General features: G+C 45.2%; 16 protein-coding genes. 9 read left to right on the top strand and 7 right to left on the bottom strand.

Annotated features, from left to right (window positions below; all coding sequences use genetic code 11):
- Positions 1 to 230: 230 nt before the first annotated feature.
- Together QMK20_RS25785 and QMK20_RS25780 are read left to right on the top strand one after the other, a co-directional pair.
- Positions 231 to 2,846: an S-layer homology domain-containing protein gene (locus tag QMK20_RS25785; protein WP_283653860.1), complete on the top strand. Its 2,616-nt coding sequence runs from the start codon at positions 231 to 233 to the stop codon at positions 2,844 to 2,846.
- A 286-nt stretch (positions 2,847 to 3,132) separates the two neighbouring features.
- The gene (locus QMK20_RS25780; protein WP_283653859.1) at positions 3,133 to 4,155 is read left to right on the top strand and encodes an asparaginase; all 1,023 of its coding nucleotides are present in this window, start codon (positions 3,133 to 3,135) and stop codon (positions 4,153 to 4,155) included.
- Positions 4,156 to 4,216: 61 nt separating this feature from the next.
- Here the strand turns inward: QMK20_RS25780 and QMK20_RS25775 are convergent, their stop codons facing one another.
- Positions 4,217 to 5,164, bottom strand: a complete 948-nt coding sequence (locus tag QMK20_RS25775; protein ID WP_283656348.1) for a Gfo/Idh/MocA family protein — start codon at positions 5,162 to 5,164, stop codon at positions 4,217 to 4,219.
- A gap of 112 nt (positions 5,165 to 5,276) precedes the next feature.
- On the opposite strand from QMK20_RS25775, the gene QMK20_RS25770 reads away from it, so the two are divergent.
- The gene (locus tag QMK20_RS25770; RefSeq protein ID WP_283653858.1) at positions 5,277 to 6,242 is read left to right on the top strand and encodes a helix-turn-helix transcriptional regulator; all 966 of its coding nucleotides are present in this window, start codon (positions 5,277 to 5,279) and stop codon (positions 6,240 to 6,242) included.
- Between the two features lie 42 nt (positions 6,243 to 6,284).
- On the opposite strand, the gene QMK20_RS25765 is transcribed toward QMK20_RS25770, so the two are convergent.
- Positions 6,285 to 6,530: a DUF6953 family protein gene (locus tag QMK20_RS25765; protein ID WP_283656347.1), complete on the bottom strand. Its 246-nt coding sequence runs from the start codon at positions 6,528 to 6,530 to the stop codon at positions 6,285 to 6,287.
- A 534-nt stretch (positions 6,531 to 7,064) separates the two neighbouring features.
- On the opposite strand from QMK20_RS25765, the gene QMK20_RS25760 reads away from it, so the two are divergent.
- Positions 7,065 to 8,465 (top strand): transcriptional regulator, encoded by a 1,401-nt coding sequence (locus QMK20_RS25760; protein WP_349362248.1) that lies wholly within the window; start codon positions 7,065 to 7,067, stop codon positions 8,463 to 8,465.
- Between the two features lie 206 nt (positions 8,466 to 8,671).
- On the opposite strand, the gene QMK20_RS25755 is transcribed toward QMK20_RS25760, so the two are convergent.
- Positions 8,672 to 10,411 carry an ABC transporter substrate-binding protein gene (locus tag QMK20_RS25755; protein ID WP_283653856.1) on the bottom strand — a complete coding sequence of 580 codons (1,740 nt, stop codon included), beginning with the start codon at positions 10,409 to 10,411 and terminating at the stop codon, positions 8,672 to 8,674.
- A gap of 146 nt (positions 10,412 to 10,557) precedes the next feature.
- Between QMK20_RS25755 and QMK20_RS25750 the strand changes: the two genes are divergently transcribed.
- On the top strand, positions 10,558 to 12,144 hold the full coding sequence (locus QMK20_RS25750) for a DUF4153 domain-containing protein (protein ID WP_283653855.1): 1,587 nt from the start codon (positions 10,558 to 10,560) through the stop codon (positions 12,142 to 12,144).
- 13 nt (positions 12,145 to 12,157) lie between these two features.
- Entirely contained in the window at positions 12,158 to 12,724 is a 567-nt protein-coding gene (locus QMK20_RS25745) for a hypothetical protein (RefSeq protein ID WP_283653854.1), read from the top strand.
- 194 nt (positions 12,725 to 12,918) lie between these two features.
- Here the strand turns inward: QMK20_RS25745 and QMK20_RS25740 are convergent, their stop codons facing one another.
- From QMK20_RS25740 to QMK20_RS25730, 3 genes are all read right to left on the bottom strand, one after another.
- On the bottom strand, positions 12,919 to 14,127 hold the full coding sequence (locus QMK20_RS25740; RefSeq protein ID WP_283653853.1) for a hypothetical protein: 1,209 nt from the start codon (positions 14,125 to 14,127) through the stop codon (positions 12,919 to 12,921).
- Positions 14,128 to 14,160: 33 nt separating this feature from the next.
- Complete coding sequence (locus tag QMK20_RS25735) at positions 14,161 to 14,445, bottom strand: DUF4183 domain-containing protein (protein ID WP_283653852.1); 285 nt, start codon at positions 14,443 to 14,445, stop codon at positions 14,161 to 14,163.
- 122 nt (positions 14,446 to 14,567) lie between these two features.
- On the bottom strand, positions 14,568 to 14,981 hold the full coding sequence (locus QMK20_RS25730) for a DUF4183 domain-containing protein (RefSeq protein ID WP_283653851.1): 414 nt from the start codon (positions 14,979 to 14,981) through the stop codon (positions 14,568 to 14,570).
- A 485-nt stretch (positions 14,982 to 15,466) separates the two neighbouring features.
- On the opposite strand from QMK20_RS25730, the gene QMK20_RS25725 reads away from it, so the two are divergent.
- Complete coding sequence (locus QMK20_RS25725; protein WP_283653850.1) at positions 15,467 to 16,060, top strand: DUF4183 domain-containing protein; 594 nt, start codon at positions 15,467 to 15,469, stop codon at positions 16,058 to 16,060.
- 553 nt (positions 16,061 to 16,613) lie between these two features.
- Here the strand turns inward: QMK20_RS25725 and QMK20_RS25720 are convergent.
- On the bottom strand, positions 16,614 to 16,793 hold the full coding sequence (locus QMK20_RS25720; RefSeq protein ID WP_283656346.1) for an aspartyl-phosphate phosphatase Spo0E family protein: 180 nt from the start codon (positions 16,791 to 16,793) through the stop codon (positions 16,614 to 16,616).
- Positions 16,794 to 17,698: 905 nt separating this feature from the next.
- On the opposite strand from QMK20_RS25720, the gene QMK20_RS25715 reads away from it, so the two are divergent.
- Entirely contained in the window at positions 17,699 to 18,103 is a 405-nt protein-coding gene (locus QMK20_RS25715; RefSeq protein ID WP_283653849.1) for a matrixin family metalloprotease, read from the top strand.
- A gap of 17 nt (positions 18,104 to 18,120) precedes the next feature.
- Entirely contained in the window at positions 18,121 to 18,798 is a 678-nt protein-coding gene (locus QMK20_RS25710; protein WP_283653848.1) for a cell surface protein, read from the top strand.
- The last annotated feature ends 158 nt before the right edge of the window (positions 18,799 to 18,956 follow it).

The raw sequence follows: 18,956 nt of genomic DNA, 5'->3' as shown, positions 1-18,956 counted from the left end.
CAAATGTGGAAAGCGGGGGCATCCCCATTCCGCAATGAAGACGCTATTGTTCAGCCGATACATGAATCAGATGTTAGCAAGCAGAGATCCTGCAACGGAAAGACCAGAAGGGGACGTTAGGCATAGGGGAAAATAGTCGGTCTCTTATGGGTTCTCTTTTTGCTTTTTTTAGACTTGTTTAGATTCAACGCTTTAAAATTCATTCTGCGAAACGATCAGGGGGGAACAAAATGTTTAGAAAAGAAAAAATGAAGTTTGTGGCAGTGATAGCTATTCTATGTATGATTTCAACTTTGTTAGGTAATTTTAATGCCGCTTCTGCGGCTACTACTGACATATTAAAGAAAGCCTATATTACAAGCTACAATACTGGCAAGGTTGATGTGGTGGATTTGGAAAGCGGTACGGTGGAATTGGGCAAAATTACGGTTGGGAGTCAGCCCAATAGCGCAGCGTTCAACCCGAACGGTACGCAGGTTCTTGTGACCAACAGAACGAGTGGAACTGTTTCGGTGATTAATCCGGCTACTGATACGGTGGTCGGCACAATAACAGTGGGCTCACAACCTCACGGAGTAGCCTTTAACTCGGATGGCAGCAAAGCTTATGTAGCTAATATGAGCAGCAACACACTGTCAGTAATCAATACAGCAACGCTTACAGTTACGGGTACAATAAGTGTATTATCAAGTCCTGTAGCCATGGTAGTGGCAGGCCAAAAGCTTTATCTGACTCAGTCTGGCGCTAACAAAGTAGCAGTCGTGGATTTTACCAACGATACGATTACCAGTCAAATTACGGCGGGAGCCCGCCCGTATGGTCTTTCGGTTAATCCTGCGGGTACCAAGATTTATGTAGCTAATCAAGGGAACAATACAGTTTCTGTCATCAACGTTGTGGACAACACGGTGGAAGCAACTGTCCCTGTGGGCAGCAACCCATCGGCTACTGAGGTGTCTCCCGACGGGAGCAGGGTTTACGTGGCTAATAGTGGCTCTGGAACTGTTTCAGTAATCAATACCGCTAGTAATACAGTGGAAAGCACCGTAGCGGTTGGTTCTAATCCCTATGTGGTCGGTATTTCGGCTGATGGCAGTAAAGCCTTTACGGTCAATTATAGCAGCAGCAACATGAGCGTAATCAGAACATCCGATAATAAGGTAATTCAGACTATAGCTTTAAGCAATGGTCCCTTTATGGTCGGTACCTTCATGGTTTCTACGGCTATGGCTGGTAGCCAGAACCCTCCTGTTTATTCGGATGCCACACTAAGCTCGCTGAATTTAAGCGGCATTACGCTCGATCAAACGGTAACTGGAAGTGTGTACGCCTATACTGCAACTGTGCCTAACGATGTTTCGGTCACGACAGCTACGTATACAACTACTGATAGCCACGCGACAGCGGCTTTACAGCTTAATGGGGCTCCAGTTAACAATCCGATTAATCTAAGTGTGGGATCTAATGTCATTAGCATTGTAGTGACTGCACAGGATGGAACGACGAAAAGCTATGAGGTAACTGTTACACGAGCTGGTTCAAATCATGCTGCCTTAAGCTCGCTGAATTTAAGCGGCATTACGCTCGATCAAACGGTAAGTGAAAGTGTGTACGCCTATACTGCAACTGTGCCTAACGATGTTTCGGTCACGACAGCTACGTATACAACTACTGATAGCCACGCGACGGCTGCTTTACAGCTCAATGGGACTCCGGTTAACAATCCGATTAGTCTAAGTGTGGGGTCAAATATCATTAGCTTTGTAGTGACTGCACAGGATGGAACGACGAAAAGCTATACGGTCAATGTCACACGGGCTCCCCGGTTGGTTACTGCTATCACAGTGTCCGGCGCTAGTGGAACAATGTCCGTTGGAGACTCTCTTCAATTTAAGGCAAATGTAACTCCTGACAATGCAACGGATAAAACCTTTAGCTGGTCGGTAATTCCTGGTACAGGGGAAGCAACGATCAATGCTGATGGTGTACTTGTTGCCACTCAAGCTGGTACTATTACAATTCAGGCAGTTGCTCGTGATGGATCAGGTGTTGTGGGAACGAAGGTCATTACGATCGACAAACGTTCTTCTAGCCGTGGTGGTAGTTCTACTACAACTGACACTAATCTGACTCCTGCACCTGTACCGGCTCCTGCACCTGTACCGGCTCCGACACCTGATCCTGCAAAGGATGTGTTCAAGTCAGATGTAGTGAAGGGTGACGTCAATGTTATTAAGAACATTGAGACTCGGATTCAGGAAGCTAAAAAAACTCCGGTTACATTAACTCTTTCGGACACTAAAGGGCACTGGGCTGAAAAGACTATCGATACTTTCGTAAAGCTGCATGTGATTGAAGGTTACAACGATGGTAAGTTCAAGCCGGATGGTAAGATTACACGCGCTGAATTTGCAGTGATTCTGAGTAGCGTGTTCGATATCAAAGGTGGCAACAATACGAGTGTCGCATTGAAGGACGTTGGCAGCCACTGGGCAAAAGACGCAATCAAGAAACTTGTAGAGGCTGGGGTCATCAGCGGATATGAGGACGGTACGTTCAAGCCAGATAACACGATCACCCGGGAGGAAATGGTTGTTCTTTTATCCCGCATCTTAAACCTTAACAACGTATCGAAGGACACCACCAAAGGCAATTTCGATGACTTGAAGGGTTCTTATGCAGCAAACGAGATCAAAGCTGAAGCACAAGCAGGTATCATCAGCGGTAGAGCAGATGGAAAGTTTGATCCCAAGAGCAACTCCACACGTGCAGAAGCTCTGCAAATCATCCTGAATGCGCTGAAGCTCAATCCGCAATTGAAGACGCTGGTGGATTCACTTAACTAAATACCGTTTCTCCGAATAAAAGGGACAAGTGTATTTTGCACTTGGCTCTTTTGTTTTTTATCGAAAAAGATTAGTCAAAATATTGCCCTATAATCTATTTCCCCTTTTCGGATCAAAGTTAGTTCGATCATGATTGGAAACTAGACATGTAGAATTGCAGCTCCAGATTTATGAACGCACCATTCTTCATTCATTCTTTTCCTTAGCAAAGTAGCTTCTCACACTTATTCATGATAAATTCTAAGAACAATAAAGTGAAGATGTAATCGGGAAGGAACAAGGGTACATGAAAAAGGTTCTATTCATTAATACAGGAGGGACGATTTCTTCCTCCTATCAGGAAAACGGCCTGACGCCGACCCAATCGGCTGAAAATATTTTGGCGGAAATTCCAGAGTTGAAGGAAATCTGTGAAATTGATGCCCATAATCTGATGAGCATTGATAGCACGAACACACAACCGGAGGATTGGGCCTCCATCGCCCGAATGGTACATCGTTCCCTCGATCAGTACGACGGCATCGTCATTGCCCATGGCACGGATACGATGGCTTATACGGCTTCGGCTTTGAGCTTCATGTTGGGAACCGTAGACAAGCCAGTCGTGGTGACGGGGTCGCAGGTGTCCATTCTGGCTGAGCACAGTGATTCCAAAAAAAATGTAATCGACTCGTTCCTGACCGCATGTGGCGAGGTAGCGGGAGTATTTGTCGTATTTAACGGCAAAATCATCAACGGCAGCCGCAGCTCCAAAATCAGAACGCGCAGCTATAACGCTTTTGAGAGTATTAACTATCCGTATATCGGCCTCGTGGAAGACGGGAAGGTGGTCTATACAGAGGGCGTATTTGCGAATCGCGGTACAGTTCTCCATCCGTACAATGACGTGTATGCTTCGGAGGTATTTCTGCTCAGACTGATTCCGGGTACGAATCCGGCGATTTTCGATGCCATTCAGGGTTTGGGCTATAAAGGGATCGTGATTGAGGGCTTTGGCATGGGTGGCGTGCCCTTCAAGGAAAGAAGCCTGATCAGCAAAATTGAGGAATTAATGAAGGATGGCATGAGTATCGTCGTGACCACTCAATGTCCTTATGAGGGCGGCGATCTGACGATTTACGAGGTGGGGCAGAAGGTGCTGGAAAAGGGTGTTATTCCGGGTTATGACATGACGACGGAGGCACTTGTGACTAAAATGATGTGGGCGTTGGGTCAGACCACTGACCCTGCGGGAGTAGCAAAAATTATGGCCACGAACTATGCGGACGAGGTTTCCTTGCCTACGGATACAGCCACAGCCTCCCTGTAAGGAAGGGAGGCTGATCTCCGTAGCAGGAACAGGAATCAGGACAGGTGACAGGGGCAACCGGCTAACGCTGAGCCTGCCCCAGTCTATTTTGAATCTGAATAGCCAGTTCCAACGATTGTACTGCTGACTCCAGTGGAATCTGGCATTCTGAATGCCCACCAAAGCATTCAAGTGCATGTTCTAAACTTTTTTCGTATGGATTGACAGATTCGAGGTTGATTTTTTGCTGCCCTGATGCGGTATACTCATATAATGCGGTGGGTATAAGATCGTTTTCGTCGCTTTCATGAAATACCAGCTTGGCCTTTTCAAAATAAGCTTCATAGGCCACCGTGAACGGGTAACCTCCTGGCATATGGGAAGAAGCGATGACTTCTGTGAACGTATCCTGATGCTGAAAATAGGCCCGAACCTGCGCCTGCTCAGGATTGACCACCTCTGTACCCCAGACTGTACACGGGTCACTGGGTCCCAACAGCCATGTGAGTAAATCCAGCTCATGAATCATGAACTGAGTAGGGATGGAGCTTAGCCCAAGGTTCCCCCATAGGGGAGGCGTTTCTCTTTTCAAGGACAAGGAAATGAGCTTCCCGTATTTTTGTTGACGGTGAGCCTCATAAAGAAAGGTATAGGCAGGATCAAACTTAATGAACTGGTTGACGAGAACCTTTTTACCATATTGCTGCTCAGCCTGTTGTATAAGGAGAGCGTCTTCGAGATTAAGGCAAACCGGTGTTTCACAAAATACATGCTTTCCGTGCTTCAACGCATCAACGGCATGTGACCTGTGTGTATGAGAGGGCAGGCATATATCGACGATGTCTACGAATGGATCAAGCAGAATATCCTCTATATTTTGTGTAACCTCTACGTTCAGCTCCTTTTTCAGCTTGTGCAGTTTGGTTTCATTTCTTCCGTATACGACGATTCTGTTCACCTGGGCATGGTTGTTTAAAAGTGACGCATGATACGAACCGAATCCCGTCCCCAATATTCCAATATTCATTATCTATTACACCCCTTTACTTCTATGATACGCTCCTATTTTTGCCAACGGGGTGTCAACAATCTATGTACTATCTGTTCAATTCGGATTAACCATCTATGGTGGAGGTATGATTGTGAGACTGCATCGTTTGATTGCGATTTTATTATGTATCGAATCCAGAGGAAGAATGAAGGCCAAGGAATTGGCATCCGCACTGGAAACCTCTGTACGCTCAATCTACAGGGATATCGACCTTTTGGCTGAAGCCGGGGTTCCGATTGTTACTGCAACGGGCCCAAAGGGCGGAATTTACTTGATGGAGGGCTATACGGCGAACCTTAAACAGTTAAATGGCGGTGATGTCATTCAGTTGTACTTAACGGGTATGGGCATTTATACAGGCGGGCCAACGGAATCGGGCTTGAAGCTAAAAAATGCACTGCTCAAACTGGAACAGACAATGCCGGACTCTTATCAGTCAGATATTCGGAAGGCCAAAGCGCGGTTTTATTTTGATGATACGCCCTGGTGGACGGAGCGCGTAGCGATTCCCTGCCTTGAGGTCGTGAGAGCTGCGGTATGGGGGTCTTATAAAATAACCATTCAGTACCGTAGAGCGGACGGAGTCTGTTCTTCACGGCATGTACATCCCTATGGACTTGTGGTGAAAAAGGGAGATTGGTATCTCATTGCCTTTTGTGAAGCTGGGCAGGAGATTCGGACCTTTAAGTGCGGGCGAATCATGGCGGTTAAGGTTAAGCCGTCTGCGGAGTTCTTTGAGGTTCCTGTGGATTTTTCGCTGGAAAATCACTGGACGAAGCAAGAAACAACATTTAAGGAGTTGTGCAGAGAGAAAGAATACTACCCGGTTGTGATCCGGACGAATGAGGCGCAAGCTGGAATCGTAGCGAAAAAACTGGAAATTCTCCAGTCCGCACAGGAAGGAAGCCATTTGCTTCTGACCGTAAACATGTACAGTTATGAAGCGGCCTGTCGTGATGCAATGGATTGGATTGGCCGGGTTGAAATCGTAGAGCCTGCAACCCTTCGGCATTTTGTGAAGGGGCAAATCAGCCAACTCCAGAAAAAATATATATAAATTATCAAAAAAACACCTGCCTATGGCAGATGCTTTTGCTTGTTACGTCCAGGCCCAGAGGAATCCGTCACGATCCCAGGCGATTTTACCGCCATGAAGCTTGCGAAACGCTTTTTTGATTTCCTTTTCGAGAGATACATGACCGTGCTCACTTATAAACACATACTGCTCTCCATACTCAGAGCGTACATATGCAATCGCGTCTTCTTGTTTCAAGGTTCCCACTTCCCGAATTTGCTCGACCATCCATGCTGCAATTTGCTGTTCTGTTGTAAGGGTATTGTCCATTTGATTTGTCATATCCTTTCCTTCGTTCCATAATACACCGGATTATAGCTATATTGACCTATGGTAAGATAAGTGTTTTTCAATTCACTCTCCATATAGTATACGCAAACTAGGAAATTACCAAATCTGTCGGTAGTAGCCCCAATTTGGGGATTGGTTTTGAATAGTTTGTAAATACGCAACTTATTATTCATATTTATACATCTATGAAATAAATACTATGAACTATATGTTTTTAGTTTTTTATATTTTAGAATAGTAATCATTGTTGTGCTTTATTGCAATTAACTGTTGTAAGGGGCGCGTAAGAGGGAGCAGGGGACCTTACTCTAAGAACTACGTGAGCAATCCACATCGCTAAGCTTGTGATTCATGTGATTTCAAGAAACGGTTGACTCTGTCCAAATAAATTTTAAGTAAACGAATTTATGCAGTTGGCGAAGTGGGTTTTGTTTTGTATAATAAAGGGAATATTCACGGGAATTTTCTTTTTTTGAATTGAAAACATACAAGTAATCCCTGGGGGTGCCTGATTTGAAGGAAACAACCACGATTCGTGCAGAGCTGGAGCAGTATATCAGACGTGAAGGAATCACGATTAGTAAGTTTGGGGAGAACACGGGTATTAATGCGGGCACGATCAGTGCCATTATCAACGGTAATCGGCCGATTGCGATGTTGCTATTGGATCGGATTGCGGCAGGCATGGGGCTTGAAGAGGGAAGTCTCTATGAGCTGTACATTGAAGAATTTATACGGAATTCAGCACCAAATTGGCGACGGGTTCGCCCATTTTTGTATCGTTGTGCAGAGCTGAATAAGCTGGACTGTATTGAACAAGTCGTGGAATTTATGATGGACTATCTGATTTACGCTCCGGCCTTGTTTGAGACGGCAGAAGAATTGTTCAGAAAAGGCAAGTTTGCGGCAGCGGCTATCATCTATAAAAATGTCTCGGAAAGTGAGAAGTATCAGCATTCCGAGCGTCTGGCTCTCTGCCAGTATCGGTTATTTACAATCGCTGTCGGTGATGATCAGGATGAAAATTTGTGGGCCGCCACACACTTTGAAAGCTTTGTAGATCGATTGGGTGAAGTGGATCAACTGGATGCATTAAAAGATTTGGCCAATACTTATGTTTCGCTGCGTCGGTGGGATAAAGTAGACGCGTTAGCTGATAAAATGTGTCGCAGGGCTAAAGTACAGTATGATCAAAAATATGGAAAAACAAGAAAAACAGAGCGTGACAAGCAAACAAAGGGTCCTTTGTTTATGTATATTGTATACTCTTACGTGCTGCGTGCAGGTATTTGTGACGAACGAGGGGATTACGAAAAGGCTTTGGAATATGTCTCCCTGTACGCTGATCTAAGCTGGGTGCAGGAGGATACGGAAGAAGCACGCCGCTTGAAGGAACAGTGTAGCAACTGGGCTGAGGCTAACGGATATCTGTATCAGCTTATGTCCGGTAAACTGGACGTCATTCCACAGTATGTGGCCTATCTGGAAAGAAACGAAGGCGAGATTCTGATGGGATTGTTCAAAATCATGCTGGCCGCAAACCGTTATGAATTTAATGTGGACGACGTATTGCAACGTTTCGAGAAACAGATTGCTGCATTTGCGGATCACCATACCAAGGTAGGCACCTATACGGAGCAAGTGTCAGCGGATCTCTATGCACGATTCCTGGCAGAGCTGGCTTGCTACGATCTCGATAATAAGCGTTATGCGAAAGGTATGAAATTTCTGTTGGAAAGCCTGTCCTATTCCGTGGTGCTGAATGGTAATCCTGTAACGATTAAATGTGTAGGTTTATTTGAGAAATTCCGGCATACTGCCTCGCCTGAGGAGACGGAGGAATATAAAAATTTACTTAGAGAGGTAGATCACTTTAATGATAAAAAAGATCATTTTTTTTCTGCTCGCGTTTAATTTTTTTATCATACTGAATTCTTCACCCATTGCTCCCCCTGTAGAGGATCCTAGCGGAGCTCACAGTCATGGGATGGGTGGCTGGTCATTTTCATCCCGGGATACTTCTGCTTAAATTAGGCTGGGTAGCACATGAAAGGTATTCTCTTGTAAAAGAGGATACCTTTTTTATTGTGGCGGAACACTCGCGAATGAAGTCTTTTCCATTAAGGCTTGGATATTTGCGGTTGAGCAGGCGGGAACCAGACATGACGCAGATCCACCCACCCCTGGCTGTTGAAGGAAACGCCGCGCACAGAAGGGAGATATGCTGTCTGGACGGGCTTTTCATATAAAATATGGAGCTGGTGCTCATGAATAAGCCGGGCTTCGATATGCTCGAATTGACGCGCCCTGATCGTATGATCCGCTTCCCGTGTAATATCGCGCAGCAGTCTTTCGATATCAACGCGGCTATGCGGCTCGACATGCCCGGATACATTGAGATACAGATCGAACAGGCGCAATTGCTCATCACGGTCACGAAACAGAGAAAAGATGATCAGGTCTGATTCCATACGGATGGAGGAGCTTTTGAATTCATTCATGGATGCAGCCACGATATTACAAGTATATCCGCACGATTCCAACTGGGCCGCGACCCGGTCCGCATCGGCTCTATACTCGGGAATGGTCGCAATTTGCAACGTTGCCGGGGGTTCATACGAGTCGTCGGATGCATCCACCATCGGAGGGAGGCTGCGATGATCCAGACACGCCACGATACGGGCACGTACTTCTGGGTTACGTAACGGCCCGTCCTTGTGTGTATTGCATGTAATAAATTTACGCACCGAAGCTGCCGAGTGAATCTGACTCCATGCAGTATCCGTGTTCCCGGCCAATACGGGATTGTGGATGATATGAAAGGGCGAAGCTGTATCTGCGGTATCCGCCGCCGATTCCGGCTTGGCCGCCCACGGGAGCTGAACAATTTCCACCCGGTCGAGATGGGCGCGGCCTTGAAAATAAGGAGCGAATGCCTCCAGTATGCATAAGCTCTCGTTCATCTCCGTGACCTTGAAAGCCCCTGTGCCCACAGGGCGGATGCCAAAGGCCGCTTCACCCGCCTGATTCAGCTCACGAGGCACGATGGCGGCACGACTGGTACACAGGAAGGACAGAAACAGCTCATTCGGCTCCTTCAGCTCGAAGCGTACCATCGTCGGACTTAGCGCCTGTACGTGCTCGATTTGCCGAACGATAAAATGGTACAGCCTCCGTCCCGGCGCACGGCTCAGCCGCTCAAAGGTATAAACCACATCCTCGGCGGTCAGTATTTTGCCGTTATGGAACAGTACTTCCTTACGCAAGAAAAAGGTCCATTGCGTACGGGTAGCGTCCACCTCCCAAGCGTGCGCCAGTCCCGGTAATATCTCACCGCTCTCGTTCGCCCGGCGGGCCAGCCCGTCAAAGACGTGGCTGGATACGAAGGACTCCGCGAGCCAGTTCATATATAGCGGGTCCAGCGTGTATAGCTGCTGGCGAATGGGCAGACGCAACGTATCAATCTGCTGCTGATCGCTGCGAACCTCTGCGTGATGCCCGAAGTAGTTCAGCAGCCAGCCTTGCAAATGCTCCTGCATCGTGGATGAACGCGAATGGGTCCGGATTTCATCCAATGCGCGTTTGATGTCGTGGCGGTCGATGGCCTGCATCATGGACTGCACCGCAATGTCCTCCGGCTGAATCAGGAAGTGCAGGCTGGAGCGGCGGCCCCTGCCTCGGCGGGGAGTCCACTGTATCCAGTCATGCTTTTCCATTTTCTGAATGATCATCAAGGCATTGCGGTGGGTGCAGTCAAAAATAACCGCCAGCTCATCCAGCGTAGTCTCTATTGTATGGTTCTCATCCCTGTCGTCAGCGGTGTGCGAGTGAAGCCGTAAAAATTGGGCATGAAGTTTCATAAATGGTTGCTCCGTTTCCCCTATGGATGATTAAAGTGCAGTCGTTTATATAAAATAGGAAATTTTACGTCGATTAATTTCTCTTTATCTTCTTATTTTATCATCTACAATAAGGGTTATAAAGCATATTTGTGGAGGTATTTACCATGCATGACAAGTTGAGTGGAACGTCTTTGCCGAAACCGTCGTTCCTGTCCGCCTTTGCTGCTGCGATTGTGTTGGCGCTGGTTCATCAATATCTGTTTTACGGGCATGCGCTGGGCGTGTCTCTGCCGATTTTTGTCATTCTGTTCTACACCTATATGTATGTCTATAACCGGGATCGTATCCGGCTTGACTTATGGATGGGGAAATTGCTGTTTGCCGTGATTGTGCTGCTGTCGCTGACATATGCGCTGTTCGATAATCCGGTCCTATATGTGTTAAATGCATTGGCTATACCTGCTCTGATTAGTGTACATATGGTGATGCTGCTCGGGGAGAAGAGGCATAGCTGGTCGGAACCCGGTATCATTGGTCAGGCGTTAAGCCATTTGTTTTATCAAAATCTTCGGCATGTCGTGACTCCGTTTCGGATGTTCAAGACAGCAGCCTTTCGGAATGTAAAGGATGAGCGCAAGCGTGTATTGGGGAAAGTGATGGTTGGTTTGCTGATCGCCCTGCCACTGCTGTTCATCATTATATCTCTGCTGGCATCAGCGGATGGGCTGTTCGAGGAACTGTTATCGGGTATACCTTCATGGATCGGCACGCTGTCATTTGGTAGCGGAATGCTGCGGCTAATCTGGACCTGTTTTTTTACCTTCTGTTTCTTCTGCTATTTGTGGGGATTTGTACAGCCTGCTCCGCGTAATACGGAGAGAGAGGTTCAGTCATGGCATGGGTTAGACGAGCGCAAGAATGGTCAAACCACCGAGTATGATGGTCACTCTTCAGTGATGATTAACAAATCAGCAGTGCCTTACCACGAGTCGGTCGCGATCAAGTTTGATCCTGTGATTACCGCTACGGTGCTGATTGTTATGAATCTGGTGTATGTTGTATTCGTCGTATTGCAGTTCGGATATCTGTTTGGTGCATGGGAAGGTGCCTTGCCGGAAGGAACCTCGTATGCAGAATATGCGAGAAGGGGCTTCGGGGAGCTGGTTATGGTGACAGGCATCAACTTTGTCCTGATGATCAGTGTGCTAAAGTGGACCGAATTCGGCTCAAATATATTGCAAAAAATGAACAACGGCCTGCTGTATGTACTCGTGGGCTGCTCGGGTGTGATGCTGTATTCAGGCTATACCCGGCTGGTCATGTACGAAGAGGCCTACGGATATACGTACACCCGTTATCTGGTACACGCGTTTATGATTTTTCTGGGCTTGCTGCTACTCATCGCAGCAGTGCGCATTCATGTCCGTCAGCTTCCGCTGGCAAAATATTATGTTGTACTCGCTTTGGTGGCGTATCTCGTCGTGAATTATGTGGGCATTGATGTACGGATTGCTGAAAATAATCTCGAACGGTATCGCACTACCTCGGTGATCGATAAGGAATATTTGAGTGGGCTATCGGCGGATGCTATTCCGCTGCTGATTGAATTTAGCCGTAAGGAACACGGAGCGATGGATGAGTTTCTACAAGGTCGTCTGATGAGCATGACGAGGGAAGAAACGGCATGGCCAGCGTTCAATTGGGCTGAATATCGGGCACAGCGCAAGCTGCACGACTATATTTTGGAATGAGAGGTGCTTGGGAATGATCGGAACAGATGCAGTACAGGGTATGGTTTTGGAGCTACAAAATGAAATGTCACAGTATCAGCATCAGTTTGATGTAAGACGGAACGCTTTTCTCGCGGAGGCTATGTATCTCGGCTTGAGTGAGGGGGAGGCCCGCTCTTATGCTATCCAGAGCATCGGTCCGGTCGTTCCCGTCACGTGTATGCCCACGCTGGCTCCCGGCAAAGCCCGGCCGCTCAGTCCGATGCTGGAAGCACGCTACCGTTATGCCGGGTACTGGCAGGACATGGGAGAGCATATGCTCTTGCCGGATGACGTGCTACGGATCTCAAGCACAGAGCGGTTTCGCAGCTGGATCAGCGACATGCGGAATTATTGGGTGGAATCGGCCCCATACCGATTTGGGGATGATCGTCTTTCGCTGCTGTCAGTCGCCAATGAGGAGGAAGGCCACTTTTCCATGCTGGTCTGGAAGGAGCCCGGTGAAGAGCCAGAGGTGTGGACCTACGCTTCGCAGCATGAATACCGATTCAGTCATTTGCTCCACTGGTTCAAGTGGCTGAACGGGCGGAGTGAAGAATGAGAGGTACGTACAGATCACTAAAAAGAATCGTATATCTGACTTTTTTGAAGCCGGAATTGACCGACAAGTACGCTTTGACACAGATGTCGAAGTGTATTTGCCAGTCAAGTCCGTAAAAGTGCAATATAACACCTCTTATATGGGCCATCCTCCTATACATGATGCAAATTGTAGTTATCAACAGATCCGTCTGATTACCAAAACTCTTCCAAGCGTAGGGTCACGCTCGCATTACCGCTGACATTGTTCAATGTTCGCAAGGCCAGAGTTAAATTACCGTTTCCGGGAAGTGTAAAAGGAACTTGTACATTGGTGACACCCTCTATCGTTCCTGCAAGTGACAGGCCCCCCAAAACCCGAACTCCTTGAGACGTATTCATAGCCGTTGCCAAGATATCCGACTGCAAGGAGCTCTCGGAAGAGGGAGTCCCGCTCACTGCTCCGAAGGATGCGCCAGTGAGGACTGAATTAACCCGGACTTCCCATTGGAGATCGGCCGAAGCCAATATATCAAAGCTGGCAGCCCCCAAATTTATAGAGTTTACCTGGGTGCTGTTGTCTGGAAAAAAGAGTTTTCTTCGGAAGCTCACTGTAGGAGTGAAGGCAGTACTTGATATCGTGGCATTGATCCGGGTTTCTGATGTGATTCGGGAGGTCTTAAAGATGGAACCCAGGTTGGTAAAATACCTTCCGCCTACATTGATGCTGAAGGCTCCCCCGGATGTGCCGTTGAGAACGGTTGCCCTGATATTCTGGTTAGCGTCCTTCAGTAGTGCAGCGCTTGACGGAGTGAAGCGATGCACTGTAACGGCTTGCTGAAACAGCTGAGGATTGATTGCAACGATACGGAATTCTACTTGTCCGTAGGTATAGTTGTAGCGAACCTGGTAAAGATAGCCGTCAGTTGTGTCCAGGGTCACCCGACTAGAACCGGTTCCATCCATCGTATCAATATTCCATGAGGATTGATAAACCTTCAACGTCTCTACTCCATTTTGTAACAGAGCCACATATACGCCGCTGCTATCTTGTCCAAAATAAGCCCCATTTGTATTGTCGCTATATCCCCATTCAGCCCGCTGAGTTCCTGTGGGGGGGCTGGGAACTTGTACATTAATACCGGATTCAAATGCCGCCCCGTTAAGAAATTGTCCGCGTTCCGCTGTTTGGAGCTCTGCACGATCATTGGAAGCTGCTGATGTACTCAGTTGATACGTTTCTGCTGAATTTTGCACATTTCCTCCGCCGTTTGTGGTGACAATATCCCTCAACTGAGAAATACCATAATTGGAAGCGTAGTTGAACTGAGGACTTGCTTCAGCCGTTTGTAACTTGTCAGTCATTGAGTTCAGTGTTGGTGAAACGCCTGATAAGTTGTATATCGGTTGAATTGTTGGACTCATGGATGTACCACTCCCTTCTATGAACATCGAAATTTACCTGATAATGAATTCAATCATGATCGGTACAGACGGATCAAGTGTATCTCCATCCGGAAGGTTAATCGCAGTTGCTGAAACGGAGGATGAATTATCTAATTGGAGTACACCGTTAATATAGAGAAGATAGTAGTTGAACGTTGTTGGAAATGAAGTTATTGTCAATCCTGCATCATCAATAAAGTTTATAGCCGCAATTGAAAAGGAGGCTCCTGTTCCTGTGCCTTCTAAAATGTTGGAGACAAATTTTTTTGATCCCTGAAACGGAGGAATAATTGGCATAAGTATATCTCACCTCCAGTTATTGAAACCTGGAGATTCACAGTTTACGAGACTGAGAATCTCCAGGCTAACGTATATCATGTGAGAAAATGGTTCTGAATCCATTTTATTTAAAAAATTGATTAAGTGCTGATCGTAACCGTTGGTGCCGAAATGGCTGGCTGAGTCGTAATGGATGAGACCGTATTCCCAAAGCTGGCTACAGCAAGGGTGACAGGAACACCTACGGCAATATCAGTGGTCGCCAAAACTAGACTGGCGGGTGTCAAAGTGGATAAAGTAGCCTGCTGCAAAACACCATTCACAAATACATTGTAATAATCGTCTGCGCTAAGGACAGGTAAAGCGACGACTGGAGCATCAGCATCATCAACAAAGCTTGCGGCGAGAAGTGTTGTAACACCTCCGGCAATATCACCAGCAGTTACAGCTGAGAAAAAATTTGTAATAGCTGGGCTTACAGTAGTGGTGACTACGCCTCCGCTTGCGACCGGTGCAGTTGCAACGGCGGTATAAACAGGTTTAATAACGGGCATGTTGGTACCTCCATTCTAAAATTGGGGGAATTTATTTTTTTGAAAAATTACAGGGGATTCAGTCCCACTTTCAGTAAATTCAGAAAGAAAAAATAATGTAACGGCGAAATGGAAGTGAGCATTAAAAATTTATTTTTTTGGAAAAAAATTTAAGGAGGTCATCTGTCCAATCAGGTTCGTTTAGATTCCATAAGATAATGAAACTGTACTTAATTATGGAGGTGTCAGTATTGGGAAATTTATTGTTGCGTAAAAGATATCGCTTGACCCAGGTGGCAAGGAAAAAAAAGAAGGAAAGAGATCAAAAGATGGGAGCGTTCCGTTTTATGCCCATTTATCGTACAGGAACGAGCTGCATTCGTAACAAAAAGGGAAATAAACGTATTTATAGACAGGGTAGAAGAAGAGAGAGAATATGCGCTTATAGACATCATTTGCACGCTGAGCGGGTGCCCTCAGGTTTATCAAATAAAAAAATCTGTTTTATGAAATTCAAAGGTCAACGAAGACTGCGAGGCGGCGAACAGGAGCCTCAAGGCAATTCAGGAGGAGCAGTTCAAGGGGTGCATGGATTAAGGGGGACCGATGGTAATGCTGGGCATCAAGGCATACAAGGTCCGGCTGGGCCACAGGGCATTCCGGGTAGTGCCGGACCCCAGGGCCAGGCGGGCGCCATAGGCCCCCAAGGTGAACAGGGTCTTCAGGGGGTTCCAGGGATTCAAGGCTTGCAAGGAGAGGCTGGGCCACAGGGAGAGCAGGGACCACCGCTTAATTTGGATGGGATCACGGTTGTGCCTGAGGTACAGCGATATTTCTATTTTGCCGATTCAGATCTGACGGGTACGGTTGAAATCCCTATTTCCCAGTTTACGAATGATGATGGACAGTTGGCAAGTCAGCTTCCAGAATTGGGTGCGAACAGCTACACGGATTTGTATATTAATGGGGTACTGCAGGAAAGCAGGTTGTACCAGATAAGTAGTACCACATTGACTGTTGAATTGGAAGAAGCTCTTGTAATTGCGGGTACGCCGTTTATTTTCGAGGTTTTTCAATTTACATTAAGAATGGCGAACTGAGCGAAATTATAAATTGGTATTATTAGACCAAACCGTGTATCTCCTGTTGAAGAGGTTACATTATCTGATTATTACGAAGCCCATACTACTGCCGATGTAACTTCTTCAGCAGGTACCGTTTCTTTTCCAATTCACGCCATGTGATGATAAATATTTCCTTATCCAAAGCATGTATGCCTATTTTGGGTGTATTGAGTCTTTTGAATAAGGAGGTTTTTTCTTGGATCGCGTAGGAATGGTCAGGGACTTGGATAGCTTAGGTCGGATTGTCATCCCCGTAGATATAAGGAGGCGTCTTGGGATTGGCAAGCATACAGCCATGGAATTTTGGATGACGGAGAGTGGCTTGATTATGCGACGATGCGTGGGGGAGGCCTGTATTTTATGTGGCGAGCTTCAACATCTTACATATTTTAAAAGTGCTTGGATCTGTATCTTCTGTATGAATGAACTGAAAAATAAACGATAAAGCTGGCAATCAGATGATTTGGCATGTATGTTACAATAAAAGGGCGAGTGACCCACCACAAGTTTCTCGCCCAGTCGATTGCTTTCAAGCAATCGGCTTTTTTAATTGTGCATAGTATATCCGATTATATTGATTGATCAGCTCGTCCAAAACCATAGATTGCCTGAGTACATCAATATGGCTTAGTCCATATTTTGCTTGCAAATCATAGAGTCGTTGTCGATTGTTCTCCAATCGCTGTTGCAAAGTTTCCTCACTTTCCATCATACATCCCTCCTTAGATGGTACTTATTTTAGGGTGCCATGTGTATTTTTGGGAAATATGAAAGTGCATGAGGATATCTATTCTAATCTTGGTGTTTGTATAGATTAAAACATATCCTTTTCAAACAATCATTTTATCCCCTACTAGGGTCACCTGTGATGAGTGAAAAAACTTAGGTATTTCGGATACGAAGTTAACAGGATGGAGGTATTTTCTGAAAAAATCGGTTTCTTATAACTTGATGAGTTGAATATACGAGAGTTTAGTTATGAAAAATATCTGGTGAACCGACGATTTGGACTTACCAAATCCACAAATCACTGAAAGAACACTCAGATTTTTCTGAATTAATATTTTTAAAGATTACTGACTATAACCCAAAGTACGAGTACTCTTTTAAGGTCAAATTATTATAAAAAACTTGTTGCATCAAGCTTGGATGGAACTACCTGGATTCGTTCATATGGACGATAGAGCATAAAAAAGGATACATAAACATATTATAAATTTTGGAATTTTCATAGTTTTATAGTCAATGACATAAAGAGGGTTTGTTGCTATAGTTTGGGGCATGGGGCGATTTAGTTCTCTCCTTTCACCTTAGAACTGCAACAGTGAGTGTCTAATGAATAGAGGGACTCAAAGGGCTGTGTGCAAACCTCATGCATCTTAATGGGGAGCACATCATAAAAGGAGGTGTCCTTTTATAGAAAATTAGAGGAATGGAATTTTATCAATTTGTTTTAAAATTATATTAAAATTTAGGGAGGATATAGAATGAAGAAGGGGAATATCCATAAAGTTATGACTAAAAAAAATCGTTACAATTGCTGCACTTACTATTTTATCATTACACAGTTCATTGTTTTTTTCTTTGCAAGCCTCTGCTGCTACCACATCCTTATTGTCGTGGGATTTAGTTGATTCTACTAAGCACCTAGAATGGGGAGGAAGTACAGCTTATCAAACTTCATTTAATGCCGGGGTAAATACCTGGGAAAATTATAAATTTGGCATTATTAGACCGGACTATGCATCAACTATTGAAGATGTTACTTTGTCCGATTATTACGATATAGATAACTATGCTGCTCTAACCTATCCATCAGGTAGGATGACATTCAATCAATATCGAATGAACCAGTTGAGTTCTGCTGAGAAACAAAATGTTGCCACTCATGAGCTTGGTCATGCTCTTGGGTTGGAACATAATACAAGTAATGATTTAATGTATGCGTATGTTACGTCTATAACAAGGCTCAGCGCTAATGATAAAGCTTCATACGATCTTGCTTATAAAAGATACTAATTAAGGAGGTACAACCAATGAAAACTAGCATGAAGAAAGCATTTATGATCTTGTCCATTTTCACTACGGTTGCAATACTGGCTTCTGGCTGTTCAAATCCTAAGATAGACAAGAATATAACGAAATCTGGCGAAATTCCAACTAGCTATATACAAGCATCATTTGTTATAGATATAAATAACCCCAAAGAGGTTGTAGGTTATGCTGACTATGCATTTGTAGGCCTCGTAGAAGAAATGACGGGAACGGAGTATAAATTTCCTGTCACGAAAGAAACGGAGGATGGCCCCAAAGTATTGACGATGCCCTATACGAATTATTCCGTTAAAGTGCTTGATAATATAAAAGGTAATTTAAAGAAGGATGTTTCCATTCCAATTCAAAAATTCGGAGGTCTGAGTGATGATAAGAGCGAATATTTCTTAAATGAAGACGATCTTCTTCCACAGGAAGGAAAAATTTATGTATTCACTGCTAACGCACGGCCCGATGGTTCTATGTTAGTATCAGGCCCTAATTCTAACATAGAGGTAAAAACAGATGTTTTTTCGAAAAACAGTATCCAGGCGCTTAGTGAAGAGAGCATTGCTAATGAACTAACCAAGACAGAGGAGTATAAAACGTATCAAGATGCCTATAAAAATGAGATTGTTAAAGATCGAGAAAGATTTATTTCCAAGTATGAAGCTCCTTAATATGAGCATTCTGCTGCGAAACTCTAAATACCAATTTCTGATATAAATTTTTGTGAAGCAGTCTAAACCTCTACTATAAGGGATTTAGACTGCTTTTAATCTAAAGTTCAAGAATGAATTATACGGTAACTTATTAAAGGAAGAACCCATTTGATTTT

The organism is Paenibacillus sp. RC334 (assembly GCF_030034735.1).
Lineage (GTDB): Bacteria > Bacillota > Bacilli > Paenibacillales > Paenibacillaceae > Paenibacillus > Paenibacillus terrae_A.
Note: the sequence above shows the minus strand (reverse complement) of the source record. Positions and strands in the feature narration are given on the sequence as shown.

Coding starts and splice junctions, on each gene's coding strand:
- QMK20_RS25785 (WP_283653860.1), top strand. CDS start 231: ATGTTTAGAAAAGAAAAAATGAAGTTTGTGGCAGTGATAGCTATTCTA.
- QMK20_RS25780 (WP_283653859.1), top strand. CDS start 3,133: ATGAAAAAGGTTCTATTCATTAATACAGGAGGGACGATTTCTTCCTCC.
- QMK20_RS25765 (WP_283656347.1), bottom strand. CDS start 6,530: ATGGACAATACCCTTACAACAGAACAGCAAATTGCAGCATGGATGGTC.
- QMK20_RS25755 (WP_283653856.1), bottom strand. CDS start 10,411: ATGAAACTTCATGCCCAATTTTTACGGCTTCACTCGCACACCGCTGAC.
- QMK20_RS25750 (WP_283653855.1), top strand. CDS start 10,558: ATGCATGACAAGTTGAGTGGAACGTCTTTGCCGAAACCGTCGTTCCTG.
- QMK20_RS25745 (WP_283653854.1), top strand. CDS start 12,158: ATGATCGGAACAGATGCAGTACAGGGTATGGTTTTGGAGCTACAAAAT.
- QMK20_RS25740 (WP_283653853.1), bottom strand. CDS start 14,127: ATGAGTCCAACAATTCAACCGATATACAACTTATCAGGCGTTTCACCA.
- QMK20_RS25735 (WP_283653852.1), bottom strand. CDS start 14,445: ATGCCAATTATTCCTCCGTTTCAGGGATCAAAAAAATTTGTCTCCAAC.
- QMK20_RS25730 (WP_283653851.1), bottom strand. CDS start 14,981: ATGCCCGTTATTAAACCTGTTTATACCGCCGTTGCAACTGCACCGGTC.
- QMK20_RS25725 (WP_283653850.1), top strand. CDS start 15,467: ATGAAATTCAAAGGTCAACGAAGACTGCGAGGCGGCGAACAGGAGCCT.
- QMK20_RS25720 (WP_283656346.1), bottom strand. CDS start 16,793: ATGGAAAGTGAGGAAACTTTGCAACAGCGATTGGAGAACAATCGACAA.
- QMK20_RS25710 (WP_283653848.1), top strand. CDS start 18,121: ATGAAAACTAGCATGAAGAAAGCATTTATGATCTTGTCCATTTTCACT.